The sequence below is a fragment of the Rhodopseudomonas sp. genome, assembly GCF_048594845.1.
Taxonomy (GTDB): Bacteria; Pseudomonadota; Alphaproteobacteria; order Rhizobiales; family Xanthobacteraceae; genus Rhodopseudomonas.
The window spans coordinates 1-25,489 of the sequence record NZ_JBMDXE010000277.1; the positions used below are offsets into that span (position 1 = coordinate 1).

At 64.9% G+C, this 25,489-nt stretch carries 23 protein-coding genes and 1 tRNA gene; 18 read left to right on the forward strand and 6 right to left on the reverse strand.

Annotated elements, in window-relative coordinates:
- Positions 1-219: 219 nt before the first annotated feature.
- The 11 genes from ACOJTD_RS17905 (at position 220) to ACOJTD_RS17955 (ending at position 10,997) form a co-directional block, all read left to right on the forward strand.
- Entirely contained in the window at positions 220-720 is a 501-nt protein-coding gene (locus ACOJTD_RS17905; RefSeq protein ID WP_420134226.1) for a tripartite tricarboxylate transporter TctB family protein, read from the forward strand.
- Positions 721-727: 7 nt separating this feature from the next.
- A complete protein-coding gene (locus ACOJTD_RS17910; RefSeq protein ID WP_420134227.1) occupies positions 728-2,245 on the forward strand; it encodes a tripartite tricarboxylate transporter permease in 1,518 nt (505 codons plus the stop codon).
- Positions 2,246-2,341: 96 nt separating this feature from the next.
- On the forward strand, positions 2,342-3,328 hold the full coding sequence (locus tag ACOJTD_RS17915; protein WP_420134228.1) for a tripartite tricarboxylate transporter substrate-binding protein: 987 nt from the start codon (positions 2,342-2,344) through the stop codon (positions 3,326-3,328).
- 188 nt (positions 3,329-3,516) lie between these two features.
- Positions 3,517-4,518 carry a tripartite tricarboxylate transporter substrate-binding protein gene (locus tag ACOJTD_RS17920; RefSeq protein ID WP_420134229.1) on the forward strand — a complete coding sequence of 334 codons (1,002 nt, stop codon included), beginning with the start codon at positions 3,517-3,519 and terminating at the stop codon, positions 4,516-4,518.
- A 149-nt stretch (positions 4,519-4,667) separates the two neighbouring features.
- Positions 4,668-5,462, forward strand: coding sequence for a thymidylate synthase (locus tag ACOJTD_RS17925; protein ID WP_420134230.1), 795 nt, complete (start codon positions 4,668-4,670; stop codon positions 5,460-5,462).
- A gap of 23 nt (positions 5,463-5,485) precedes the next feature.
- Positions 5,486-5,998 carry a dihydrofolate reductase gene (locus tag ACOJTD_RS17930; RefSeq protein ID WP_420134247.1) on the forward strand — a complete coding sequence of 171 codons (513 nt, stop codon included), beginning with the start codon at positions 5,486-5,488 and terminating at the stop codon, positions 5,996-5,998.
- 153 nt (positions 5,999-6,151) lie between these two features.
- Positions 6,152-7,315 (forward strand): FtsH protease activity modulator HflK, encoded by a 1,164-nt coding sequence (hflK, locus tag ACOJTD_RS17935; protein WP_420134231.1) that lies wholly within the window; start codon positions 6,152-6,154, stop codon positions 7,313-7,315.
- The gene (gene hflC / locus ACOJTD_RS17940; RefSeq protein WP_420134232.1) at positions 7,312-8,265 is read left to right on the forward strand and encodes a protease modulator HflC; all 954 of its coding nucleotides are present in this window, start codon (positions 7,312-7,314) and stop codon (positions 8,263-8,265) included. The genes hflK and hflC overlap by 4 nt, the downstream gene beginning before the upstream one ends.
- Positions 8,266-8,416: 151 nt before the next feature.
- A complete protein-coding gene (locus tag ACOJTD_RS17945; protein ID WP_420134233.1) occupies positions 8,417-8,617 on the forward strand; it encodes a DUF2065 domain-containing protein in 201 nt (66 codons plus the stop codon).
- A 273-nt stretch (positions 8,618-8,890) separates the two neighbouring features.
- Positions 8,891-10,384, forward strand: a complete 1,494-nt coding sequence (locus ACOJTD_RS17950; protein WP_420134234.1) for a Do family serine endopeptidase — start codon at positions 8,891-8,893, stop codon at positions 10,382-10,384.
- A gap of 4 nt (positions 10,385-10,388) precedes the next feature.
- A complete protein-coding gene (locus ACOJTD_RS17955; RefSeq protein WP_420134235.1) occupies positions 10,389-10,997 on the forward strand; it encodes a class I SAM-dependent methyltransferase in 609 nt (202 codons plus the stop codon).
- A gap of 15 nt (positions 10,998-11,012) precedes the next feature.
- On the opposite strand, the gene ACOJTD_RS17960 is transcribed toward ACOJTD_RS17955, so the two are convergent.
- The 4 genes from ACOJTD_RS17960 to ACOJTD_RS17975 all read right to left on the reverse strand — a co-directional run bounded on the left by ACOJTD_RS17960 (position 11,013) and on the right by ACOJTD_RS17975 (position 16,953).
- Entirely contained in the window at positions 11,013-12,146 is a 1,134-nt protein-coding gene (locus ACOJTD_RS17960) for a hypothetical protein (RefSeq protein WP_420134236.1), read from the reverse strand.
- Positions 12,147-12,366: 220 nt separating this feature from the next.
- Positions 12,367-12,440: transfer RNA gene (locus ACOJTD_RS17965), tRNA-Gln, on the reverse strand.
- Positions 12,441-12,602: 162 nt separating this feature from the next.
- Positions 12,603-15,740, reverse strand: a complete 3,138-nt coding sequence (locus ACOJTD_RS17970) for a multidrug efflux RND transporter permease subunit (RefSeq protein ID WP_420134237.1) — start codon at positions 15,738-15,740, stop codon at positions 12,603-12,605.
- 1 nt (position 15,741) lies between these two features.
- Positions 15,742-16,953, reverse strand: a complete 1,212-nt coding sequence (locus ACOJTD_RS17975) for an efflux RND transporter periplasmic adaptor subunit (RefSeq protein WP_420134238.1) — start codon at positions 16,951-16,953, stop codon at positions 15,742-15,744.
- Positions 16,954-17,355: 402 nt separating this feature from the next.
- On the opposite strand from ACOJTD_RS17975, the gene ACOJTD_RS17980 reads away from it, so the two are divergent.
- The 7 genes from ACOJTD_RS17980 to ACOJTD_RS18010 all read left to right on the forward strand — a co-directional run bounded on the left by ACOJTD_RS17980 (position 17,356) and on the right by ACOJTD_RS18010 (position 24,032).
- A complete protein-coding gene (locus ACOJTD_RS17980) occupies positions 17,356-17,601 on the forward strand; it encodes a hypothetical protein (protein WP_420134239.1) in 246 nt (81 codons plus the stop codon).
- Positions 17,602-17,896: 295 nt separating this feature from the next.
- Positions 17,897-20,278, forward strand: a complete 2,382-nt coding sequence (locus ACOJTD_RS17985) for a TonB-dependent receptor (protein WP_420134248.1) — start codon at positions 17,897-17,899, stop codon at positions 20,276-20,278.
- 24 nt (positions 20,279-20,302) lie between these two features.
- Positions 20,303-20,992, forward strand: coding sequence for a Fe2+-dependent dioxygenase (locus ACOJTD_RS17990; RefSeq protein ID WP_420134240.1), 690 nt, complete (start codon positions 20,303-20,305; stop codon positions 20,990-20,992).
- Positions 20,989-21,894 carry a tonB-system energizer ExbB gene (gene exbB / locus ACOJTD_RS17995; protein ID WP_420134241.1) on the forward strand — a complete coding sequence of 302 codons (906 nt, stop codon included), beginning with the start codon at positions 20,989-20,991 and terminating at the stop codon, positions 21,892-21,894. Before ACOJTD_RS17990 ends, exbB begins: the two co-directional genes overlap by 4 nt.
- Positions 21,895-21,897: 3 nt before the next feature.
- Positions 21,898-22,350, forward strand: a complete 453-nt coding sequence (exbD, locus tag ACOJTD_RS18000) for a TonB system transport protein ExbD (protein ID WP_420134242.1) — start codon at positions 21,898-21,900, stop codon at positions 22,348-22,350.
- A gap of 116 nt (positions 22,351-22,466) precedes the next feature.
- Positions 22,467-23,261, forward strand: a complete 795-nt coding sequence (locus ACOJTD_RS18005) for a TonB family protein (protein ID WP_420134243.1) — start codon at positions 22,467-22,469, stop codon at positions 23,259-23,261.
- A 102-nt stretch (positions 23,262-23,363) separates the two neighbouring features.
- The gene (locus ACOJTD_RS18010) at positions 23,364-24,032 is read left to right on the forward strand and encodes a class I SAM-dependent methyltransferase (protein ID WP_420134244.1); all 669 of its coding nucleotides are present in this window, start codon (positions 23,364-23,366) and stop codon (positions 24,030-24,032) included.
- 28 nt (positions 24,033-24,060) lie between these two features.
- Here the strand turns inward: ACOJTD_RS18010 and ACOJTD_RS18015 are convergent, their stop codons facing one another.
- On the reverse strand, positions 24,061-24,810 hold the full coding sequence (locus ACOJTD_RS18015; protein WP_420134245.1) for an SDR family NAD(P)-dependent oxidoreductase: 750 nt from the start codon (positions 24,808-24,810) through the stop codon (positions 24,061-24,063).
- A gap of 132 nt (positions 24,811-24,942) precedes the next feature.
- Positions 24,943-25,489: SDR family oxidoreductase (locus ACOJTD_RS18020; RefSeq protein WP_420134246.1), on the reverse strand; the 547-nt coding region annotated here is incomplete at its 5' end.

Below are 25,489 nucleotides of genomic sequence, written 5' to 3' on the forward strand. Positions count from 1 at the left end.
GTTTCGTCCTGGCTATGGCGTCCGACCGTTCTGTTAGCGCGGCGGTAGTGACGGTGGTGGTCGCGGTGGTCGCCGGTGTCACGCGGATGAACCCGTTGTGGCTGCTGATCGCGGGCGGCGTCTTGGGTTTCGCTGGCGTTGTCTGACGAAAATGGGTAGGCAAGATAGCAACGCAGCCCATAAAACAATCGGGCGCGACGACGACATGGGGAGGGTGTGATGAGCGAAGCGCCGAGCGGGCCCACGGAGAAATCCGTATTTCCCAGATGGATTCGTGGGCCGCAGGACTTCGTCGGCGGGCTCGTGCTGGTCGCTGTGGCAGCCTTTGCGTTGTGGGCGTCGAGCGATCTTCAGGGAATGCAGGGCTTCTCCTTCGGCGCCGGAACGGCACCGCGGATCTTCGCGGTGTTGCTGCTGGCGCTTGGGGTGGTGCTTGCTGCGACCGGCGTGCTGATGGACGGCGCACCGATGGCGAAGTTCCACTGGCGCGGCCCGCTGTTCGTCGGCCTGGCAATCTTGTCCTTTGCTGCGACAATTCGTCCACTCGGACTGATCATCTCCGCTTTCGCCAGCTTCCTAATCGCCGCGCTCGGTACGCCTGAGACTCGCTGGAAGGAAACCATCATTGTCGGCATCGCGCTGACAGTCGGCTGCAGTCTGCTGTTTCCGTACGCGCTCGGGTTGCCGATGCCGCTGTATCCCAGCTTCCTGATGCGGTGAGTGCGTGATGCTTGATCTATTCTCGAACCTCGCGCTCGGCTTTCAGGTCGCAGCCTCTCCGGTCAATCTCGGTCTTTGCCTCGTCGGTGCGCTCGTCGGGACTCTCGTCGGCGTGCTGCCAGGCATCGGCACAATCGCCACCGTCGCGATGCTGCTGCCGATCACCTTCGGCCTGCCGCCCGTCGGCGCGCTGATCATGCTGGCCGGCATTTACTACGGCGCTCAGTATGGGGGCTCGACCACCTCGATCCTCGTCAACATTCCGGGCGAGGCCGGGTCGGTGGTCACGGCCCTGGACGGTTTCCAGATGGCGAAGCAGGGGCGGGCCGGCCCGGCGCTGGCGATCGCCGCGATCGGTTCGTTCTTCGCTGGTTGCGCCGCCACCGTTCTCATTGCGGTGCTCGGTGCGCCGCTGACTAAGCTGGCGCTGGCGTTCGGTCCGGCCGAGTACTTCTCGCTGATGGTCCTCGGACTGATCTTCGCGGTGGTACTGGCCAAGGGCTCGGTGCTGAAGGCGATCGCCATGATTCTGTTCGGCCTGCTACTGTCGATGGTCGGTTCGGACATCGAAACCGGCGCCTCACGGATGACCTTCGGTATTCCTGAGTTGGCCGACGGTCTCGGCTTCGCCACCGTGGCGATGGGCGTGTTCGGCTTCGCCGAAATCATCCGAAATCTCGATACCGGCGCGGAGTCGGACCGACAGCTGGTGCAGAACAAGATCACCGGCCTGATGCCGACCAAGAAGGATCTGATGGACTCCGCACCGGCTATCGGGCGCGGCACTATCCTCGGGTCGATCCTCGGTATTCTGCCCGGCGGCGGCGCGGTGATCGCGTCGTTCGCCGCCTACACGCTCGAGAAGAAGATCTCGCGCGATCCGAAACGCTTCGGCCGTGGTGCGATCGAAGGTGTGGCGGCGCCGGAGAGCGCCAACAACGCAGCGGCGCAGACCTCGTTCATTCCGCTGCTGACGCTGGGCATTCCGCCAAATGCCGTGATGGCGCTGATGGTCGGAGCGATGACCATCCACGGCATCGTGCCAGGACCGCAGGTCATGCAGAAGCAGCCGGATCTGGTCTGGGGTATGATTGCCTCGATGTGGATCGGCAATCTGATGCTGCTGATCATCAACCTGCCGCTGGTCGGGATGTGGGTGCGACTACTGCGTGTGCCTTACCGGCTGTTATTTCCAGCGATCGTGGTGTTCTGTTCGATCGGCATCTACTCGGTGAACAACGCGCCGATGGATGTTGTTCTGGCAGGCATTTTCGGTCTGATCGGCTACTGGCTGGTCAAGCATGACTTCGAGCCGGCGCCGCTGTTGCTCGGCATGGTGCTGGGCCCGCTGATGGAAGAAAATCTCCGGCGCGCGCTGCTGATTTCTCGGGGCGATGCGACTGTGTTCGTGACCCGACCACTGTCGGCGACGCTGCTCGCCATCGCCGCGGCACTGCTGATCCTCGCCGTGCTGCCGACGTTGCGGCGCAAGCGTGACGAGGTGTTTGTCGAATCCGAAGGTTGAGCCGGCCCTGCGGCGTTACGCCACTCTGGCCGGCTGTTAGTCGTTGAGCTGTTGTTGACTGCAAGAATAATTCGACAGGGCAGGAGACGCCACGACATGAATTTGTTTGCTCGATTGCTACGCCTGAGCCGCACGACCTTGGCTGCCGGCGCTATTCTCGCGACGCCGGCCGTCGCGGCGGACTATCCGACCCGCACGATTACGATGATCGTGCCGTTTGCGGCCGGCGGTCCCACCGATGTGATCGCGCGCATCGTTGCGCAGCACATGTCCACCACGCTCGGGCAGGCGATCGTGATCGAGAACGTCGTCGGTGCGGGTGGCACCACTGCCACGACGCGCGCTGCGCGTGCCAATCCCGATGGCTACACCATCATTACCGGCCACATGGGCACACATGCGGCCGCTGTGCCGCTGTATCCGAAGCTGGCTTATCATCCGCAGAAGGATTTTGCGCCGGTCTCGCTGCTGGCCGGCACGCCGATCCTGATCCTTGCGCGGGCGGATTTCCCACCGAAGGATCTGGCCGAGTTCATCGCCTATACGAAAGCCAATGGTGACAAGTTGAACGAAGCGCACGCCGGTATCGGCTCGGTTTCGCACGTCTCCTGCCAACTGCTGAATTCGGTGCTCGGCATCAAGCCGACCGGCGTGCCGTTCAATGGCACCGGCCCGGCGATGAACGCTCTGGTCGGCAAGCAGGTCGACTTCATGTGCGACCAGATCGTCAACGCCGTTCCGCAGATCAAGGGCGGCACCATCAAGGCCTACGCGATCGCGACGCCGGATCGCAATCCGTCGCTGCCGGATGTGCCGACCACCACCGAGGGCGGCTTGCCCGCGTTCAAGGCACAGGCCTGGAATGCGATCTTCGCGCCCAAGGGTACGCCCGAGCCGATTGTCGCGGCGTTGAACGCGGCGGCCGTGAAGGCACTCGATGATGACAACGTCCGCAAGCGGTTGCTCGATCTCGGAAGCGTTATTCCGGAGAAGGCCGACCGGACTCCGGAGGCACTCGGCAAGCTCGTCGAGTCCGAGATTGCCAAATGGACGCCGGTGCTGAAGGAAGCCGCGGCGAACTGAGCCGCGATTGCCCTGACCGACGCAACGATCGAGTGCAGGTTCTGCCTGCACCATAGGGGCTCGCGTCCGGATCGGCATGCGTACGGCGCAGATGTGCCGCTCCAACGAACCACATCAGGGTTTGTTCGATCCGGTTGATTTCGGTCCGGTTAGTTGGATATCACCAACCATTCTGCCGGAGACGGGACATGCGTTTCTTAGCGCGCGCGAGGGCACTCAGGCGCGCGGCGGCTCTGGCCGCCGCCCTGGCGGTTCCGCTGCTGGCCGCTCCGGCCCTCAGCCAGCAGGCGAGCTATCCGTCACGTCCGATCACGCTGATCGTTCCTTTTGCTAAGGGCGGGCCGACCGATGTGGTCGCGCGTATCGTTTCGGCGGAGCTCGCGAAGCTGCTCGGCCAGCCGATCATCGTCGATAATGTTGTCGGCGCCGGCGGGACCATCGGCACGCTGAAAGCAGCGCAGGCGCCGCCGGACGGCTACACGCTGGTGCTTGGCCATATGGGGACGCATGCGGCCGCTGTCGCGCTGTATCCCAAGCTCGGCTATCGTCCCGATGTCGACTTCGCGCCGGTGGCATTAGTGGCGCGGATGCCGATCCTATTGCTGGCCCGACGCGAATTTCCAGCGGCTGACTTCGCCGAGTTCGTCCTTTACGTCCGGAGCCATCAGGACACTATCAATCTGGCGCACGCGGGCGTGGGCTCTGTCTCGCATACGGCCTGCATGCTGCTGAACCACCTGCTCGAGATCAATCCGACCGGGGTGCCGTTCAACGGTACCGGACCGGCGATGGATGCGCTGGTGGCGGGGCAGGTGGATTATATGTGCGATCAATTGGTCAATGCGGTGTTGCCGCTGCGTACCGAGGTGATCAAGGCCTATGTGATCGCCGGCACCGAGCGCGATCCCGCGGTCCCGACGATTCCGACAGCCGCGGAAGAGGGGCTGCCGAAGTTTCAGGTGGAGGCCTGGAACGCCCTGTTCGCGCCGAAAAACACCCCGCCGGCCGTGGTCGCGACCCTCAATGGGGCGGTCGTCCGGGCGCTGGATCAGCCCGAGGTGCGGGAGCCGATGACCGGCCTCGGCGCCATCGTTCCGGCTCCAGACCAGCGCACCCCCGACGCGTTGGCGGGGAGGGTTCGGGGGGAGGTGCAGAAGTGGCGGATGGTGCTCAAGCGACAAATGCCCTGAGAAACCCGGGACAAAGCCATGCGTCGGCCGATCCTGGCTTGTCGTTTGGGGCCATGGGGGTATTTTCGGCAGCGAGTCCCACGATCCGCAGCCCCGTGCCGGAGCCGCCGCCGGCGGCCGCGAGGACGGTGACACCCGCGAGCGCCCCGATGATCCAATACCACGACCTGCTCGAACGCATCCTCGCCGACGGCGCCGAAAAGCACGACCGGACCGGCACCGGCACCCTGTCGGTGTTCGGGCACCAGATGCGCTTCAATCTGGCGGCCGGCTTTCCGATGCTGACCACCAAGCGGCTGCCGCTCAAGGCGATCGTGCACGAGCTGCTGTGGTTCCTGCAGGGCGACACCAACATCAAATACCTGCACGACCATGGCGTCACGATCTGGGACGAATGGGCGGACGCCAACGGCGACCTCGGCCCGGTCTATGGCGCGCAGTGGCGGTCGTGGCCGACCGCGGACGGCGGCTCGATCGACCAAATTGCCAATGTGGTCGAGATGATCAAGCGCAACCCGGACTCGCGCCGGCTGATGGTGACGGCGTGGAATCCCGCCGACGTCGAGAAGATGGCGCTGCCGCCGTGCCACTGCCTGTTCCAGTTCTACGTCGCGAACGGCAAGCTGTCGTGCCAGCTGTATCAGCGCTCGGCCGACGTGTTCCTCGGCGTGCCGTTCAACATCGCGTCTTACGCGCTGCTGACCATGATGGTGGCGCAGGTCACTGGCCTCAAGCCCGGCGACTTCGTCCACACGCTCGGCGACGCGCATCTGTACTCCAATCACCTGGAGCAGGCGCGGCTGCAGCTCACCCGCGCGCCGCGGCCGCTGCCTGTGATGTCGATCAATCCCGACGTGAAGGACATCTTCGGCTTTCGCTACGAAGACTTCACGCTGCACGGCTACGACCCGCACCCGCATATCAAGGCAGAGGTCGCGGTGTGAGTAGTCCGGCCGCCGCCTCGCGCCTGCCGATCGTCTTCGTCGTGGCTGTCGCCGAGAATGGTGTGATCGGGCAGGGCAATGCCATCCCGTGGCGGCTGAAGTCCGACCTGCAGCGCTTTAAGCAGATCACGCTGAACAAGCCCGTGGTGATGGGCCGCAAGACCTATCAGTCGATCGGCCGTCCGTTGCCGGGGCGTACTAACATCGTGATCACTCGGGATCCGGCGTTTCAGGCGCGCGGCGTGGTCGTGGCGCCGTCGTTCGAAGCCGCAGAGCAGGTCGCAACCGGCGATGCGCTGCGGCGTTTTGCCTCCGAGATCGTGGTGATCGGCGGCGGAGAGGTCTACGCCCATTGGTTGCCGACCGCCTCGCGTATCGAATTGACCGAGGTGCATGCGAGCCCCGAGGGCGATACCAAATTCCCGGCGCTGGACCCGGCCGCGTGGGAGGAAGCCTCACGCGAACCGCATACTGCAGGGCCCGATGATACGGCCGATTTCACCTATGTGACCTATCGACGCTGCACTGCACGTTAACCTTGGCGGCGCAGGCCTTTGCATTGACAAAACGGTGTCAAGACATAGTTCGCGACGTGAGACGACGCGCGTTGTGCCTGCCCGGGCTGTCCCCTATAAAGCCGTGCACAAATTGTGGTCCGCATGATCGCCGGACCGCCGAGGAGATTTTGGATGCCGTGGAAGAATCAAGGTGGAGGCCCCTGGGGTTCTGGTCCGAAGGGGCCGTGGGGCTCCGGGCCGCAATCATCGGGTCCGCGGCCGCCTGATCTGGAAGACCTGCTTCGCCGTGGCCAGGACCGTCTGCAGCAGATGCTGCCGGGCGGCTATTTCTCCGGGCTCGGCATCGCCATCGCAGTGCTCGGCGCGCTGACGATCTGGGGTCTGTCCGGCTTCTTCCGGGTGCAGTCCGAAGAGCTCGGCGTCGTGCTGCGCTTTGGCAAGCATGTGCGCACCGTGCAGCCGGGTCTGAACTATCACCTGCCGTATCCGATCGAGACCGTGCTGCTGCCGAAGGCGCTGCGCGTGTCGACGATCAGCATCGGCATGACGCTGATCAACGATCCGGCGCGGCGCGGCACCACCGTGCGTGACGTGCCCGAGGAAAGCCTGATGCTGACCGGCGACGAGAACATCGTCGACGTCGACTTCACCGTGCTGTGGCGCATCAAGCCCGACGGCGTCGGCGACTTCCTGTTCAACATCCAGAATCCGGAAGGCACCGTGAAGGCGGTGGCCGAGAGCGCGATGCGCGAAGTGATCGGCCGCTCCAACATCCAGCCGATTCTGACCGGCGCGCGGACCACCATCGAAACCGGCGTGCAGGAGCTGATGCAGAAGACGCTCGACAGCTACGGCGCCGGCGTCCTGGTGCAGCAGGTGCAGATGCAGAAGGTCGACCCGCCGCAGCAGGTCATCGACGCGTTCCGCGACGTGCAGGCCGCGCGCGCCGACCTCGAGCGACTGCAGAACGAGGCGCAGACCTACGCCAACCGCATCATCCCCGATGCCAAGGGGCGCGCCGCGCAGATCATTCAGAACGCCGAAGGCTACAAGGGGCAGGCGGTCGCCGAGGCCAAGGGCCAGAGCGCGCGCTTCCTCGACGTCTATGAGGAATACAGGAAGGCTCCCGACGTGACGCGCGAGCGTATCTATCTCGAAACCATGGAGCGCGTGCTCGGCCCGGCCGAGAAGCTGGTCTATGACCCCGGTTCCGGTCCCAACTCGGGCCAGGGCGTCGTGCCGTATCTGCCGCTGAGCGAACTCAGCCCGCGCCGCCAGGCGGCGCCGGCCGCGCAGCCGCAGCAGAACCAGCAGACCCAGGGAGGCAACCGATGAGGGCAGGTATCGCTGGCATCGTCGGCCTGATCGTTCTGCTGGTCGTCATCATCGTCGGTTGGTCGTCGCTGTTCACCGTGCGCCAGACCGAGCAGGTCCTGCTGGTCCGGCTCGGCGAGCCGGTGCGCGTCGTCACCGAACCGGGTCTGCACTTCAAGGCGCCGTTCATCGACTCGGTGATCAGCATCGACAAGCGCATCCTCGACCTCGAAAATCCGTCGCAGGAAGTGATCGCGTCGGACCAGAAGCGGCTCGTGGTCGACGCCTTTGCGCGCTACCGGATCAAGAATGCGCTGCGCTTCTATCAGAGCGTCGGCACCATTCCGGCCGCCAACATCCAGCTCACCACGCTGCTGAACGCCGCGCTGCGCCGCGTGCTCGGCGAAGTCACCTTCATCCAGGTGGTGCGTGACGAGCGCGAAGGCCTGATGCAGCGCATCCGCACCCAGCTCGATCGCGAGGCCGAGAACTACGGTATCTCGGTGGTAGACGTCCGGATCCGCCGCGCCGACCTGCCGGAGCAGAACAGCCAGGCCGTGTATCAGCGGATGCAGACCGAGCGTCAGCGCGAGGCCGCCGAGTTCCGCGCACAGGGCGGCCAGAAGGCGCAGGAGATCCGCTCCAAAGCGGATCGCGAGGCGACCGTGATCGTCGCCGAGGCCAACTCGCAGGCTGAAGAGATCCGTGGTTCGGGCGACGCCGAGCGCAACCGTCTGTTCGCCTCGGCCTATTCGAAGGATCCGGAATTCTTTGCGTTCTATCGGTCGATGACCGCCTACGATAACGCGCTGAAGAGCTCGGACACTCGCTATCTGCTGCGGCCCGACTCCGACTTCTTCCGCTTCTTCGGAAGCCCGGGCGGTCGCAACGGCGTCCCCACAGCCGCGTCGGCTCCGGCCGCATCGGCTCCGGCGGCAGGGGCGCCCGCGGCGCCGGCCGCGCCGCGCTAGCGGCCGGGCATAGCTATCGGGCGGGAATGCGTTTTGCGTTCCCCGATAGGCTCGATTAGAACAGGCGCGAGATAAGGGGCGCGGGCCGCAGGGTCCGCGCTCTTTGACAATTGCAGCCGGGATCGACCACCGGCCGGGAGGATACAGTCGCATGAGGTCTTTCGCATTCGCCGACCTCCTGATCGGGGTAGGTGTACTGTTCGTGCTGGAAGGCCTGATCTTCGCCGCGAGCCCGAGCTGGATGCGGCGTGCCATGAAGAGCGCGCTCGCCACCCCCGACAATGTGCTGCGAGCCGTCGGCCTGGTCTCCGCCGTGCTCGGCCTGGTGCTGATCTGGCTGGTTCGCCACTGAACCGCGTTGTGCTGGGTGGAACCCGGCTGCCGATCGTCCGTATCTGCATCGCCATCGCATCCGAAGGGTGAGGGCGGCGGCCGGCGCGCTTCCCTCCGGCGGTTTCGTCCAACGCCATCGTGAGCCGCGGTGTCTGCATTTCGCCGCAATCGGTGCGGCGGATGGAGTAGTTTCAATCGATTCCGATGCTTGCGCCGGGGACCGGACCGGGCGCAGTGTTGTCAGATGGCCGCGCCGGGTGGCGTCGCGCCTCGTTCAGGAGATGTCCCGATCATGTCCGCTGCGACCCAAGCCTTCGGCCTTCGCATCAGGCCCCTGCTGACGGCCTTGTGCCTTGGCGCCGCCACCGCCTTCACGGTGGCGCCGGCGCAGGCGCGCGGCCCCGAGGGCATCGCCGATGTCGCCGAGAAGGTGATCGACGCGGTGGTCAACATCTCGACCACCCAGACGGTCGATGCCAAGGGCTCGCCGAGCGAGGGTAACAGCGCCAAGCCGAACCTGCCGCCGGGTTCGCCGTTCGAGGAATTCTTCGACGACTTCTTCAAGAACCGCCGCGGCGGCAAGGATGGCGGCCCGCGCAAGACCAACTCGCTGGGCTCCGGCTTCATCATCGATCCGTCCGGCGTCGTCGTCACCAACAACCACGTGATCGCCGACTCCGACGAGATCAACGTGATCATGAACGACGGCACCAAGATCAAGGCGGAGCTGGTCGGCGTCGACAAGAAGACCGACCTCGCGGTGCTGAAGTTCACCCCGCCGGCCGGCAAGACGCTCACTTCGGTGAAGTTCGGCGACAGCGACAAGCTGCGGCTCGGCGAGTGGGTGGTGGCGATCGGCAACCCGTTCTCGCTCGGTGGCACGGTGACCGCCGGCATCGTCTCGGCGCGCAACCGCGATATCAACTCCGGGCCCTATGACAGCTACATCCAGACCGACGCGGCGATCAATCGCGGCAATTCCGGTGGCCCGCTGTTCAACCTCAACGGCGAAGTCATCGGCGTCAACACGCTGATCATCTCGCCGTCCGGCGGCTCGATCGGCATCGGCTTCGCGGTGCCGTCGAAGACGGTGGTCGGCGTGGTCGATCAGCTTCGCCAGTTCGGCGAGCTGCGCCGCGGCTGGCTCGGCGTCCGCATCCAGCAGGTCACCGACGAGATCGCCGAGAGTCTCAACATCAAGCCGGCGCGCGGCGCGCTGGTCGCGGGCGTGGACGACAAGGGCCCTGCCAAGCCGGCCGGCATCGAGCCGGGCGACGTCGTCGTCAAGTTCGACGGCAAGGACGTCAAGGAGCCGAAGGACCTGTCGCGCGTCGTCGCCGACACCGCGGTCGGCAAGACCGTCGATGTGGTGATCATCCGCAAGGGCAAGGAAGAAACCAAGCAGGTGACGCTCGGCCGCCTCGACGACGGCGCCAAGCCGCAGCCGGCCTCGGCGAAGTCGCAGCCGGAGCCCGAGAAGCCGGTGACGCAGAAGGCGCTCGGCCTCGATCTCGCCGCGCTGTCGAAGGACCTGCGCGGCCGCTACAAGATCAAGGACAGCGTCAAGGGCGTGCTGGTGACCGGCGTGGACGACGGCTCCGACGCTGCCGACAAGCGTCTCGGCGCGGGCGACGTCATCGTCGAGGTCGCGCAGGAATCGGTGGCGAGCGCCGCCGACATCAAGAAGCGGGTCGACCAGCTCAAAAAGGACGGCAAGAAGTCGGTCCTGCTGCTGGTCTCCAACGGCGACGGTGAGCTTCGCTTCGTGGCGCTCAGCCTGCAATAGGCCGATGGCCAAGGCCGGCCGGCCCGCGCTCGCCGTCGATTTCGTCGGCGGCGCGACCGGCTACAAGCTGCGCACCGGCGCGGCGCGCAGCCATGCGCTGCTGAAGGCGACCGGCATGGCGCCGGGCCGGACGCTGACCGTCATCGACGCCACCGCCGGCCTCGGCCGCGACTCCTTTCTGCTCGCCGCGATGGGCGCCACCGTGACGCTGATCGAGCGCTCGCCGCAGGTCCACGCACTGCTGACGGAAGGTCTCGAGGCCGCGCGCGCGGAGAGCTCCGAACTCGCCGTCATCGTCGCCCGCATGACGCTGCTGCACGGCGACGCCCGCGAATTGCTGCCGACCCTGCAGGCCGACGTCGTCACCGTCGACCCGATGCACCCCGAACGCACCAAGACCGCACTGGTGAAGCAGGAGATGCGGCTGCTGCGGGAGATCGTCGGGACTGACCCGGATGTGACCGAGCTGATGCAAGCGGCGCTCGCCGCGCGTTGCGGCCGGGTGGTGCTGAAATGGCCGCTGCGGGCGGAGCCGCTGCAGGGCGTGCGGAAGCCGTCGTATCAGATCGTGGGGAAGACGGTGCGGTATGATGTGTTTGTGGAAGCTTATTGAGACGAGGCATTTCGTTCATATGTCGATGATTGTGCTGCCGTCCCATACTTCGAAGCGCTGAGGCTGAAACGAGATGCCGTCGCCTAGTTTTGCGGTGAATACGCTCTTCGGTGTGAAGCTGTATTGGCCGTCCCCGTTTCGGGTGACCGATTTTATCTCCCAATTCTTTAGCTGCATCAGCGGATATCGTTCGTCTGAAGCTGCGAGTTTCTCCGGTGGGCCAATCAAAACGCCGCGCAGATACTGCACAAGAGCTAGCGGCCCTTTCGGCGCATCAAAGTCTTTGCCGAGCAACCGCGAGAGTATTCTGCATTCAAGGCCCAGCATTTCGAGGGCAGCACGCCTGAGATGGCGCGCCGTTCTCACTACGACCTCGCGGGCGGGTGAGTACATATCGGCATATTCGAGATAGCCGTGTTCAAATCCGTCGCTGAGTTTCTTTGCGATTGCGTACGTATCTTGGTCGCCATGGAAGATAAGCCTAAGGCGAACTGCGGCATCCAAATGTTTCTTATCGATTTTCCATTCGTGGACTAAGTCTTCCTGATTAATTCGGTGCGTGCTCAAATAATAATTGAGCTGTGCCTTTGTAAGAGCTTCTACACCCATGTAGAGGTGGGCTAAGCACTGAATTTCCTGGCCTGGTGCCCAGAAGCTGAGAGCCATTGAGTACTGGACTATGGCTCTCCTTAGCCTGATCAGTTCTGGGTGTGCAGCGAGCGCGCTTCCTGCCGCGGTGACCGCTTCAATGTCGATTCGACGATTTGGGATTGCCACGAGTGGTGGGTCTGGCTGGACTATCTGCAAGTATTCATGTTCAGTCCTATCCGGGGAGGCATCGAAGATCAGTTCAGGCTTAAGTGGGCCGATATCGGCGTTGGCAATAAAAGCCAGCAAGCTGCTCCCAGCACGTGCCGCGTTCACAAATCTCTGGCCGGCATCGTCTAGGTTGTCTGCCGGGCCCCGGCCTTCGGCGCAAAATTTGGTAGGTGTCGCCGTGTCAAACTTGCTATCGTAGTTTGTCCAAAATCGTATTGAAAAAGGGTGCGGAGGGCCATGGTTGATCACGACTTCCTCATCAATTTCTAAGATCGCGCTAGCGGCAGATTTTGCTACTACCACTACTTCGCTGTGACCTGCTCCAGTCATTGCAGAAGCCTTTGCGGCTGGTAAGTATTAGCGCGCGACAGTAGTTTGTGGCGTGCCGCCGTTCAAGCGATGGGCCCCGCTGAGGGCCAAAAGGCATTCGTTGATTTGTCGGATATCGGTGCCCATGCCGTTCGGCATTGCCGCGATGCCCCCGAAGCACAAGCTCAACCTCTAGCCTAACGGCGTGAGGAGCGATTTTCAGTTTACCAAAGCAGGCGGGTGGCTGGGGAACCTGGATTCGAACCAAGACAAACAGAGTCAGAGTCTGTTGTGCTACCGTTACACCATTCCCCACCGAAAATGCCGGCGAAGCCACGCATTTTGGGTCGAGCCGGGGGCGGGGTGAATCGGGCCGGCCCGGCGGCTCGGATGGGGGCGACTTCTAGCGGGGTCGGGCCGGTCCTGCAAGGGGCTTCCTGACATTGATGACAGTTCAGATCGACCGGTTCGGCTGCTTCACTCCGCCGCCTGCTTGACCTCGCCGTGCGGGTGGCCCGGCTCCGCGCGGCGGCTGCGGCCCCAATTGGTCAGGGCGTTGGAGAGGCGGTCGAGATAGAGATAGACCACCGGGGTGGTGAACAGCGTCAGCGCCTGGCTGACGGCGAGGCCGCCGACCATGGCGTAGCCGAGCGGCTGGCGGATTTCCGAGCCGGTGCCGGTGCCGAGCATCAGCGGCACGCCGCCGAGCAGCGCCGCCATCGTGGTCATCATGATCGGGCGGAAGCGCAGCAGCGCGGCCTTGCGGATCGCCTGCTCGGGGTCGAGGTGCTCGTCGCGCTCGGCCGCGATGGCGAAATCCACCAGCATGATGCCGTTCTTCTTGACGATGCCGATCAGCAGGATGATGCCGATCAGCGCGATCAGGCTGAAATCGAAGCCGAACGCCATCAGGATCGCCAGCGCGCCGACACCGGCGGAGGGCAGGGTCGAGAGAATCGTCAGCGGGTGGATGTAGCTCTCGTAGAGAATGCCGAGGATCAGATAGACCACGACGAGCGCGGCGAGGATCAGCAGCGGCACGGTGCCGAGCGATTGCTGGAACGCCTGCGCGGTGCCCTGGAAGCTGCCGTTCAGCGTCTGCGGTGCGCCGATCTCCGCCATCGCCCGCTGCACCGCCTCGGTGGCCTGGCCGAGCGCCGCGCCCGACGCCAGGTTGAAGCTGATCGTGGTGGCCGGGAACTGTCCCTGATGCGCGATCGACAACGGCCGCACCGGCACGGTGGTCCATTTGGCGAAGGCCGACAGCGGCACCGCGTCCCCGGTGGTCGGCGAGGTGATGTAGATCTTGTCCAGCGACTCGACCTTGCCCTGCAGCGCCGGCAGCACCTCCAGGATGACGTGATAGGAGTTGGTCTGCGTGAAGTACTGTGCGACCTGGCGCTGGCCGAAGGCGTCGTACAGGGTGTCGTCGATGAGCTGTGGCTGGATTCCGAAGCGCGAGGCGGTGTCGCGGTTGATCGTCAGCGTCAGCGTGGTGCCTTCGGTCTGCTGATCGCTGGCGACGTCACGCAGCTCCGGCAGTGTCTGCAGCTTGGCCAGCACCTTCGGCGCCCACTCGTTCAACTCGGTCAGGTTGGCGTCCTGCAGGGTGTATTCGAACTGGGTGCGGGTCGGCCGGCCGCCGAGCCGGACGTCCTGCGCGGCCTGCATGAACAGGCGGGCGCCTTCGACCTTTTCGAGCTTCGGCCGCAGCCGGGCGATGATCTGCTGGGCATTGGAGGCGCGCTCGTCGCGCGGCTTCAGGGTGATGAACATGCGCCCGGTGTTGAGCGCGCTGCCCGAACCGCCGATCGCCATCGCCACGCTGGCGACGTCGGGATCGGCCTGCACGATCGTCCCGAGCGCCTCCTGGTGCTTCATCATGTCGGCGAAGGAGATGTCCTGCGCGGCCTCCGACGACGCCGTGATCAGGCCGGTGTCCTGCTGCGGGAAGAAGCCCTTCGGGATCACCATGAACAGATAGACCGACAGGCCGACGGTGGCGAAGAACACCATCAGCGTGGTCAGGCGCCAGCGCAGCACCAGATCGAGCCCGCGCTCATAGGCGCGCAGCATCGCCTCGAAGCCGCGCTCGCTGAGTTCGTACAGCCGGCCGTGCTTGACCGAATGCTCGTTGCGCAGGAAGCGCGACGCCATCATCGGCGTCAGCGTCAGCGACACCACCAGCGACACCACGATGGTCATCGCCAGCGTCACGGCGAATTCGCGGAACAGCCGGCCGATGATGCCGCCCATCAGCAGCAGCGGGATCAGCACCGCGATCAGCGAGATCGAGATCGACACGATGGTGAAGCCGATTTCGCCGGCGCCCTTCAGCGCAGCGGCCATCGGAGTTTCGCCTTCCTCGATGTAGCGGGTGATGTTCTCCAGCATCACGATGGCGTCGTCGACCACGAAGCCGACCGAGATCGTCAGCGCCATCAGCGACAGATTGTCGAGCGAATAGCCGGCGGCCCACATCAGCGCGCAGGCGCCGAGCAGCGCCAGCGGCACCGTGACGCTCGGGATGATGGTCGCCCACAGATTGCGCAGGAACAGGAAGATCACCATCACCACCAGCGCGATGGTCAGCAGCAGGGTGAACTGCACGTCCTCGACCGCGGCCCGGATGGTCTGGGTGCGGTCGCTGATGACCTCGATCTTGACCGCCGGCGGGATCGCCGCGACCAGCCGCGGCAGCTGCGCCTTGATCTTGTCGACGGTGTCGATGACGTTGGCGCCCGGCTGCTTGAAGATCACCAGGAACACGCCGCGCTTGCCGTTGGCCCAGGCCGCCTGCTTGGCGTCCTCGGGGCCGGCGACCGCCTGACCGATATCGCGGATCCGGAGCGGCCCGCCGTTGCGATAGGCGATGATGACGTCGTTCCAATCCTTGGCGCGCGTCAGCTGGTCATTGGCGTAGATGGTGTAGCTGCGCTTGGCGCCGTCGATATTGCCCTTCGGGCTGTCGACCGTGGTGATGCCGATGCGGGTGCGGACGTCCTCGAGCGACAGCCCCTTGGCGACCAGCTTGGCCGGATCGACCTGGACGCGGATCGCGGGCTTCTGCTGGCCGCCGATCAGCACCTGGGCGACGCCGGTGATCTGGCTGATCTGCTGGGCGAGCTGGGCGTCCACCGCGTCGCTGACCTCGATCAGCGGCAGCGTTTCTGAAGTCGCCGACAGCAGCAGGATCGGCGAGTCGGCCGGGTTGACCTTGCGGTAGGTCGGCGGGCTCGGCAGCGTCTTCGGCAGCTGGCCGCCGGCGGCGTTAATGGCGGCCTGGACGTCGTTGGCGGCGCCGTCGATGGCGCGGCTGAGATCGAACTGGATCGTCACCGCGGTCGAGCCGAGCGAGCTGGTCGAGGTCAGCTGCGCGACGCCGGGGATCTGGGCGAGCTGCCGCTCCAGCGGCTGCGCCACCGAGGACGCCATCGTCTCGGGGCTGGCGCCGGGCAAGCTGGCCGACACCTGGATGGTCGGAAAGTCGACCTGCGGCAGCGGCGCCACCGGCAGCATCGGATAGGCGACGAGGCCGACGAACAGGATGCCGGCCATCAGCAGCGAGGTGGCGATCGGGTAGCGGATGAACGGAGAGGAGATGCCGCCGTTCATCTCAGCGCGCTCCGCCGGCGGCCGATCCGGTGGTGGGTGCGGGAGGCGGCTGCCCGTCGGCGACCTTGAAGGCCACCGTGGAGCCGGGTTTCACCTTGTACTGGCCGGCGACGATCACCCGGTCGCCCGGCTCGAGCCCGCGCTCGATCACGGTGTTGCGGTCGTTGGTCGGCCCGACCTCGAGCTTGCGGACCTGGGCCTTGTTGTCGGCATCGACCGCATAGGCATAGAGCCCGTCGGCACCGTGCTGCACCGCTTCGTTCGGCGCGATCACGACGTCGTCGAGGGTCTTGATCAGCAGTTCGGTCGACACCGCGAGGCCCGGCCACAGCGCGTGGTCCTTGTTGTCGAACACCGCCTTGAGCCGCACCGTGCCGCTGTTGGAATCGACCTGGTTGTTGACCACCGACAGCGTGCCCTCGGACAGCCGCGTCTTGCCGTCGGTGGACAGCGCGATCACCTGCAGCGGATGCGCCGCCTGTGCCTTGTTGATGTCGGAGACGCGCTCCTCGGGGGCGGTGAAGATCACTGCGATCGGCTCGATCTGGGCGATGGTGACGATGCCGGTCTGGGTCGCCGCATTGACGATGTTGCCCTTGTCGACCTGGCGGATGCCGGTGACGCCGGAGATCGGCGCCCGCACGCTGGCGTAGTCGAGCTGCGTCTGGGCGTTGGAGATCGCCGCCTCGTCGGCCGCGATCTGAGCGGTGAGCTGCTGAACGGTGGAGCGCTGGGTGTCGGTCTGCTGCTTGGTGGCGAATTCGCCGAGCCGGACAGAGCGGCTGAGGTCGAGCTGGGCGTTGGCCAGATTGGCCTCGTCCTGGGCTTTCTTGGCCTTCGCCTGGTCGAGCGTGGCCTGGAACGGACGGGGGTCGATCTGGGCGATCAGGTCACCCGCCTTGACGATCTGGCCTTCCTTGAAGGTGATCTGGTCGATCTGGCCGTCCACGCGGGTGCGGACCACGACGGTGTTGAAGCCCTGCACCGTGCCGAGGCTGGTGAGATAGACCGGGAAGGGGGCCTTCGTCACCGTCGCGATCGTCACCGGAACGGCCGGTCCGCGGCTCGCTTTGGCGGAGTCCTTGGTGGCTTCGCCGGAGGCATGGCTGCCGGAACCGGCCCGGTAATGTTGCCAGCCCCAGGTGCCGGCCCCGGCCACCCCGAGAAGCGCAAGAACGGTGACCACCCGGCGGAGGGTGCGGGGATTGCTCATGGCCGATCCGATGCTTTTGCCGCCAGAAGTCACACGGGCAAGCGCCGTTCAGCCCAAGCGGCGGTAAGGTTTTCATCTGCAACTAACTGCGTGTGCGGGCAGTGTAAACACAATAACCCTTGAGTTTGTGCTACATTGCCAAAGCTTCATGAAGTGCCGCGAAAAGCCGCTCGCAACACGCGATGCGTGCAGTCAGGCGGCCGCGTCTTCGCTCTTGCCGGGCGTCCGATCTGCCCCCCGCCCGGGCGGCCTCGTTCGGTAAGATGACCGTGGGCGGGGAGCAGGGTTCCTCGCTCGGCAGCTCTAGTTGAGAACTCTTCCAATTGTCAGGTGGGCGGCGGTCGGTCATATCCCCGGCTACGTCCCGTCCGGCATCGCCGCTGGGGCGGTCCGGAGAGGGGCATGGAAGAGCTGAACGGGCGCATGATCGCCTGCCAGATCCTGATCACAGGTCTGATCGCGCGCGTCGCCAACGATCAGGCCGATCCGCTGCGTTTTCTCAGCGAGTTTCGCGACGAGATCCGCGCGGTGGTCGCGGGTATCCGCATCGGCGGCGCGCTCGACACCGAACGCGTGCGTCTGACCGCGCAGCAGACGGTCGACGAACTGTTTTCGCTGATGAAGCCGCCGAGTCCGGCGGAGGAGTGAGCGCGCGTGTAACTCACGCGCGTGAAGCGATGCGCGTTGCCACTATCTGATTACCAGACGTCGACGCGCAAAGACTTTGCAGATGCTCAGCTTCTCGGCATTTCGCGTCGCATTGCGCCTATACCTCCGGATGTTTCCGGAGGTGATAGTTTAGAACCGTTTTGATCTTGAACGATTCCAGCGCGACAAAGACGCACGCGCGTTGACCCTCAATTTAGCGGCCGATACCACTGAAAACTGCAGGTAATTACCAACTGCAATTTTCGGGGGCTATGGGCAAATGAGTGGGGCGGTTATCAGCGGGACGAAGGCGCCGAGGTCGTTGCGCGCCGAAGCGGCGATCAGAAGCTTCAACGACGAGTTCGACAGTCACTATGGCCGCAAGGTCTCCGCCGTCGCCGGCATGATCGCGGTGGCGTCGATCGGTGGCGCCGAAGCGCAGCAGTCCAATCTGCCCGCCGTGACGGTCGATGCGCCGGTGGCGCGGCCGCGGCCCGCGGCGACGCCCACGCCCGATCAGGTCCGCGCGCGCACCGCGCTGCGCCGTGCCGCCCGCCGCGCGCAGCCGACCCCGGTGGCTCCGGTGCCGTTTCCCAATGCGGGATCGCTCTCCGCCGACGCCAATCCCTATGCGGACGCGGCGGCGCCCTACAAGGTCGATCGCCTGTCCGGCACCAAATTCACCGAGCCGCTGATCAACACCCCGCGCACCGTCACCGTGCTCAGCAAGGAAGTGCTCGAAGACAAGAACGCGACCTCGCTGCGCGACGTGGCGCGCTCCACCGCCGGCGTCACGCTCGGCACCGGTGAGGGCGGCAACGCCTTCGGCGACCGCTTCTTCATCCGCGGTTTCGACGCGCGCAACGACGTGTTCATCGACGGCATCCGCGATCCAGCGGTGTCGATCCGCGAAAACTTCTTCACCGAGCAGGTCGAGATCCTGCGCGGCCCGGCCTCGACCATGGCGGGCCGCGGCACCGCCGGCGGCGCCATCAACATCGTCACCAAGCAGGCGACCACGGCCGGCAACTTTACCAAGGCCGAGACCACGTTCGGCACCGATGCGACCAAGCGCGTCACCGTCGACGTCAACCAGGTGCTGAGCCCGACGCTCGCGGTGCGCGTCGACGGCCTGTACCAGCAGGCCAACGTTGCCGGCCGCAACTACGTCAACGACGACCGCTGGGGCACGCTCGGCGCCATCAAGTGGACGCCGACCGACGCCATCAAGATCAGCGCCAACTACGTCCACACCGATCTCAGCGGCCTGCCGGATTTCGGCGTGCCCTACAACACTGCGTTGCGGTTGCCCTCGACCAGCGTGAACGTGCCGCGCGAGACCTATTACGGCTTCGTCAATCGCGACTTCCAGAAAGCCCAGCAGGATTTCGGCACGGTGACGGGCGAATTCGCCATCACCCCTGACCTGACGTTAAGCAACCGCTCGCGCGCCGGCCGCTCCGTGCTCGACTACATCGGCACGCTGCCGAGCAATCCGACCGCGACGACCGTGCAGCTCGCGTCGCAGAGCCGCTATCAGGTCACCAACGTGCTCGCCAACCAGACCGACCTGACCTACAAATTCGACACCGGTCCGGTGAAGCATGCGCTGATCGGTGGTGCCGAAATCTCGCGCGAAAGCGTGATGCGCGACACCTATGCGGGCCTGACGTCGGAGCTGACGGGCTTCCAGACCGGCGGCCGCATCACCGTGCCGCTGCTGTCGCCGCCGAACGAGTTCCAGTTCGCGAGTTCTCCGCAGCGTGCCTACAATCCGACCTTCATCAACGTCGACACCAAGTCCGCTTATCTGATCGAAACGGCGAACTGGAACGACGTCGTCATCCTCAATGGCGGCCTGCGCTACGACGATTACAACATCAACGGCTTCACCGCCTCGAGCTCGACCGGCGTGCAGTCCGGGATGTGGAACTACAATCTCGGCGCGGTGGTGAAGCCGCTGCCTTATGCCAGCCTGTACGCCGCCTATGCGACGTCGAGCAATCCGGTCGGCGCCGAACTCGACGCTTCGGGCACCGCCTATGGCGGCCTCGTGGTCAACAACACGACGTTCCAGGCGCTGCAGCCGGAGCAGAACAAGGCGGTCGAAGTCGGCACCAAATGGGAGCTGTTCGACCGGCATCTGCTGCTGACCGGTTCGCTGTTCCAGACCGAGAAGTCGAACGCCCGCGAGACGGTGGGCAACAACATCCTGGCGACCGGCGTGTATCGCGTCCGCGGCATCGACCTCGAAGCTGCCGGCAAGATCACCGAGCGCTGGAGCGTGTTCGGCGGTCTGGTGCTGATGGAGAGCGAGGTGCTGCAGTCGGTCGATCCGACACAGGTCGGCGCCAAGCTCGCCAACATCGCGCATCAGTCCTTCAACCTGCTCACCAAGTACAAGTTCGACGACCATTGGGAAGTCGGCGGGCAGGCGGTGTACGCTTCGAAGATCTACGGCGGCACCTTCGGCGCCATCAACGGCAACGTGCTGCCGGAACACTGGCGGTTCGACAGCTTCGTCGAATTCAAGGTCGACAAGCACCTGACCGCGAAGCTCTCGGTGAACAACATCTTCAACACGACCTATTACGACGCGTTCTATCGCAGCAACTCGCCGTTCGTGTTCATCGCGCCGGGCCGGTCGGTCTGGCTCACCCTGCGCGGCGCGCTCTGACGCGCCGCCGGGACTGGAGTTGTCATGCTGGTTTGTATTCCCGAAGTTCTGTCGAAGCCTGAGGTGGCGGAGTTTCGCCGCCTGATGGATGCGGCAGACTGGGAGGATGGCCGCTCCACCGCCGGCGCTCAGTCGGCCATGGTCAAGCGCAACGAGCAGCTTCCGCCCGACGGCGAGCTGGCACGCGCGCTCGGCCGCCGCATCATCTCGGCGCTGACAGCCAACCCGAAGTTCGTGTCTGCAGCGGTGCCGCTGCAGATCTTCCCGCCGCTGTTCAATCGCTACGCCGCGTCGGGTAATCACCATTTCGGCATCCACGTCGACAACGCGGTGCGCGGTGATCCGCTCACCGGCCTGCGCATTCGCACCGACCTATCCGTCACGCTGTTTCTGGCTGAGCCGGACGAATATGACGGTGGTGAACTGGTTGTGGAAGATACCTACGGCTCGCACGAGGTGAAGCTTCCCGCCGGCGATTGCGTTCTCTACCCATCGACCAGCCTGCACATGGTCACTCCGGTGACCCGCGGCGCCAGAGTCGCGTCTTTTTTCTGGCTGCAGAGCATGGTACGTGATGCCCATGCGCGCAGCATGATTTACGATCTCGACGGCGCCATTCAGGCCCTGGTCGAGCGGCTGGGACGCGATGACCCTGAAACGGTCAAATTGACCGGTATCTATCACAACCTCATCCGCTACTGGGCCGAAGTATGAAACTGTCGAAAATCCGATTGATCACCGCGGCGTTGCTGTCGCTGGCACTCGCGGCGCCTGTCGCGCCGATCTTTGCGCAGCAGCCGTCCGCTCCGGCAGTGACGTCGTCACCTGCGGCGCAACCGTCCGCCGCCGCACCGGACACGACGGGCTCGACCCAGGCGCTGCCGAGCTCCGGCTCCACGCCGAACGGTAGCGTGGCGCCGGGGCTTTCGGAGCTGTCGCCGTGGTCGATGTTCCTGCAGGCCGACATCGTGGTGAAGGCCGTGATGGTCGGGCTCGCGCTGGCCTCGGTGATCACCTGGACGATCTTCATCGCCAAGAAGATCGAACTCGGTCGCGCACGCTGGCGGCTCCGTTCGGCGCTCAAGCAGGTCAGCGAAGCGCGTTCGATGTCCGAAGCTCAGCTGGCGCTCGGCGACAAGACCAGCCCGTTGTCGATGTTGCTCAGCGCGGCGCTCCACGAGGCGCGGCTATCGGCCGGGCTCACCAGCGATGAGGGCATCAAGGAGCGCGCGGCTTCGAGCTTCAGCGAGATCGTTCGGGCGGAGTCGCGGCACATGCGGCACGGCATGGGCTTCCTCGCCACGATCGGCGCGACCGCGCCCTTCATCGGCCTGTTCGGCACGGTGTGGGGCATCATGAACAGCTTCATCGGCATTTCGAAGTCGCAGACCACCAACCTCGCGGTGGTCGCGCCCGGCATTGCCGAGGCGCTGCTCGCCACGGCGATCGGTCTGGTCGCGGCCATTCCGGCGGTGATCATCTACAATCACTTCTCACGCGAGATTAAGGTCTATCTCGAGATGGTGGCGCGCGCATCGGGCGCGGCGGGTCGGCTGCTGTCGCGCGATCTCGATCGCAGCCATGGCGGCGGTCGTCACGTCCGCGCGGCGGAGTAAGCGATGGCCGTCTCGCTCAACGATTCCGACGGTCTCGACGACGATTTCGACGAGACCCACGAGATCAACGTCACGCCGTTCATCGACGTCATGTTGGTGCTGCTGATCATCTTCATGGTGGCGGCTCCGCTCTCGACGGTCGATCTGCCGGTCAGTCTGCCGACCTCCACCGCGACGCCGCAGAAGCGGCCGGACAAGCCGACCTATGTGAGCATCAAGTCCGATCTCGCGGTGGCGATCGGCGAGAACCAGGTCAAGCGCGTCGATCTGGTGCAGACGCTCAATACGATGCCGGAGATGAGCAAGGACCATTTCATCTTCCTGCGCGCCGATCGCGCGGTGCCGTACGGCGAACTGATGGACGTGCTGGAGATGCTGCGCGCCGGGGGATACGCCAAGATCAAGCTGGTGGCGCTCGAGGGCGTGCCGGGATCGGCGCCAGGCGCCGCTCAGTAAACTGACAAGGCGCGATTTGCGGCGTGGCGCCGCAGGCGCGCGGTGGGAGGCCGTTCCGGCGGCTTGCCATGGTAAGGCAGCTCCGTAGGGACGGACGCCAAACGATTGTTGAGCCGATGACCGACTTCGATTTCTCACGCAAGCCTTCGCGAACGCTGTGGCTGGTCGCCGGCGTCGTCGCCGTCGGACTGCATGCCGGGGGCGCGGCACTCGCCCTCGCCAGCCGGGCCGACGATCTGGACGATGACGCTTTGGGCTCACCGGCGATCGAGGTCGGCGTCGAGATGATGTCGCCGAAGCACGAGGCGACCGATCTGCCCCCAGGCCCGGACACGGATGCCTCTGCGGCGTCGCCCGCGCTCAACGAGCAGAAGGCCGAGGTCAAGGAAAGCGACCTGCCGAAGGACACGCCGCAGCAAACCGAAGAGGCCGACCGCGTCGTCACCGAGCAGGAAGCCAAGAAGCCCGACGAGGAGCAGAAGGAAAAGGCGGTGGTGCAACAACAGGCCTCGACCGAGTCGGTCGCCGCCGAAGCCACCGCGATGCCAAGCAACGAGACCGCCAAGGAGGGACCGCGCTCGGTGGCCCCCGCTCAGGGCGTCGGCCAAGCCGCCCAGCGTATCCGCGCGACCTGGCAGAAGGAACTGGTCGCCTATCTGGACAAGCACAAGCGCTATCCGAAGGACGCCTCGCAGAAGAACGTGAAGATCGTCGTCAGCTTCGAACTCGACCGTCTCGGTCATGTGCTGTCGACCCGGATCGTCGAAGGCTCCGGCGACGCGGCCTTTGACCAGGCCGCACTCGAGATGGTCAAGCGCGCCGACCCCGTGCCTGCACCCCCGCCGCTGATCGCCGACGAGGGGCTGACATTCAGCCTGCCGGTGATCTTCCGGACCAAGGGCAGGGGCTGATCACCGCCCTGACCGGTCGGTCGAGCGATCCACGACGTCGTGAGTGGCGGCTATCGTATGTCTGAAGGATGGGATCAGTCGGCAGCGGCATGGATCGCCGACATGGCCGACGAAGGCGATTTCGGACGGCGGTTCGTTCTTGATGCCCCGATGCTGGCGCGGGCGGCCGCCGGCGGATATGCCCGCGCCCTCGATGTCGGATGCGGGGAGGGCCGGTTCTGCCGCAAACTACGTAGCCTGGATGTGGCGGCCGTCGGGATCGATCCGACGCCGGCGCTGATCGAGCGCGCAAGGGCTCTCGATCGTGACGGCGACTATCGGATTGGCCGGGCCGAGGCGCTTGATTTTCCAGACGGCTCGTTCGATCTGGTGGTGAGTTATCTGATGCTGATCGACATTCCGGACCTGATCGCGGCGATCGCGGAAATGACCCGCGTCCTGAGACCCGGTGGAGCGCTGCTGATTGCCAACCTCAACAGCTTCACGACGGCCGCACAGCCGGACGGCTGGACGCGCGACGCCGACGGCAAGCTTCAATTTCGCATCGACAACTACATGGACGAGCGCGCCGACTGGGTGTCATGGCGCGGGATCCATATCCGCAACTGGCATCGGCCGCTCAGCACTTACATGTCGTTGCTGATCGACAGTGGTCTTCAGCTTCGGCATTTCTCCGAGCCGCTGCCACAAGGTGGCGATCCCGAAACGGTCGCCCGCTATCGCCGAGCGCCGTGGTTCTTGATCATGGAATGGAGCAAGCCGGGCGGTTGAGGCTCGCCGTTTCCGTGAAGCGCGCCCCTCAGTAAGTCGCCCGGCCGCCCGAAATGTCGAACACGGCGCCGGTGGAGAACGAGCAATCTTCCGAGGCCAGCCAGGCGACCATCGCGGCGAGTTCTTCGACCAGCACGAAGCGGGCCTTCGGGATCTTCGACAGCATGAAGTCGATATGCTGCTGCGTCATCTGGTCGAAGATCGCGGTCTTGGCCGCCGCAGGTGTCACGGCGTTGACGGTGATGTCGTAGGACGCCAGTTCCTTGCCGAGCGATTTGGTCAGCGCGATCAGGCCGGCTTTCGACGCCGAATAGTGAGCGGCGTTGGGGTTGCCTTCCTTGCCGGCGATCGAGGCGATGTTGACGATGCGGCCGTATTTATGGGCGATCATCGCGGGTACGATCGACTTGCAGCAGATGAACGGACCATCGAGGTTGATGCGCAGCACCTTGCGCCATTCCTCGTAGTCGGTGTCCCACACGGTCTTGTTGATCCCCGCAACGCCGGCATTGTTGACCAGGATGTCGATCTTGCCGAACGCCGACAGCGTCGCGTCGCGGGCGCGGTCGACCGCCGCCGCATCGGTGACGTCGACCTGCAGCGCCAGCACGGCGTCGTCGCCGATTTCCTTCGCCGTGGTCTCGGCCAGCGCAATGTCGTGATCCCAGATCGCGACCCGCGCGCCGGACGCGACGAACCGCTCCGCAATCGCCCGCCCAAATCCCTGCGCCCCGCCGGTGACCACGGCGCAGCGATGGTTGAGATCAATGGTGTTCATTGGCTTTTCTTTCTTTGCACGAAACGGAACCTGCGTCATTGCGAGGAGCGAAGCAACGAAGCAATCCAGTTCAGTGCACGGCGCTCTGGATTGCTTCGCTTCGCTCGCAATGACGGACGTTCTGTTTTTGCCTCACAACGTCCACCCGCCATCGATGATATGCGCGACGCCGGTGGTGAAGGCGCTTTCGTCGCTGGCCAAGTACACGGCGAGCGCTGCGATCTCTTCGGCGGTGCCGAGGCGGCCCATCGGCTGGCGCGATACGAACATCTCGCGGCCTTGCGGGCCCGCGGCGGCGGCGCGGCCGAGCATCGACGGCGTTTCGATCGTGCCGGGGCAGATCGCGTTGCAGCGGATGCCGCGGGTGATGAAGTCCGCTGCGACCGCGCGAGTCAGCGCCGCAACGGCGGCCTTGGTGGCGCCGTAGACGTAGCGGTTCGGCGCCGCCTTGTAGACGCCGGCGGCCGAGGAGATGTTGATGATCGAACCGCGTCCAGCTTCCAGCATCGCGGGCAGGAAGGTGCGGATCGTGCGGTGCATCGACTTGACGTTGAGATCGAACGAGAAGTCCCAGTCGCTGTCGGAGCAATCCAGCACGGTGCCGTGATGTACGAAGCCGGCGGCGTTGAGCAGGATGTCGACGGTGCCGGCCTCTCTGGCGATCGCTTCCACCGCCGCG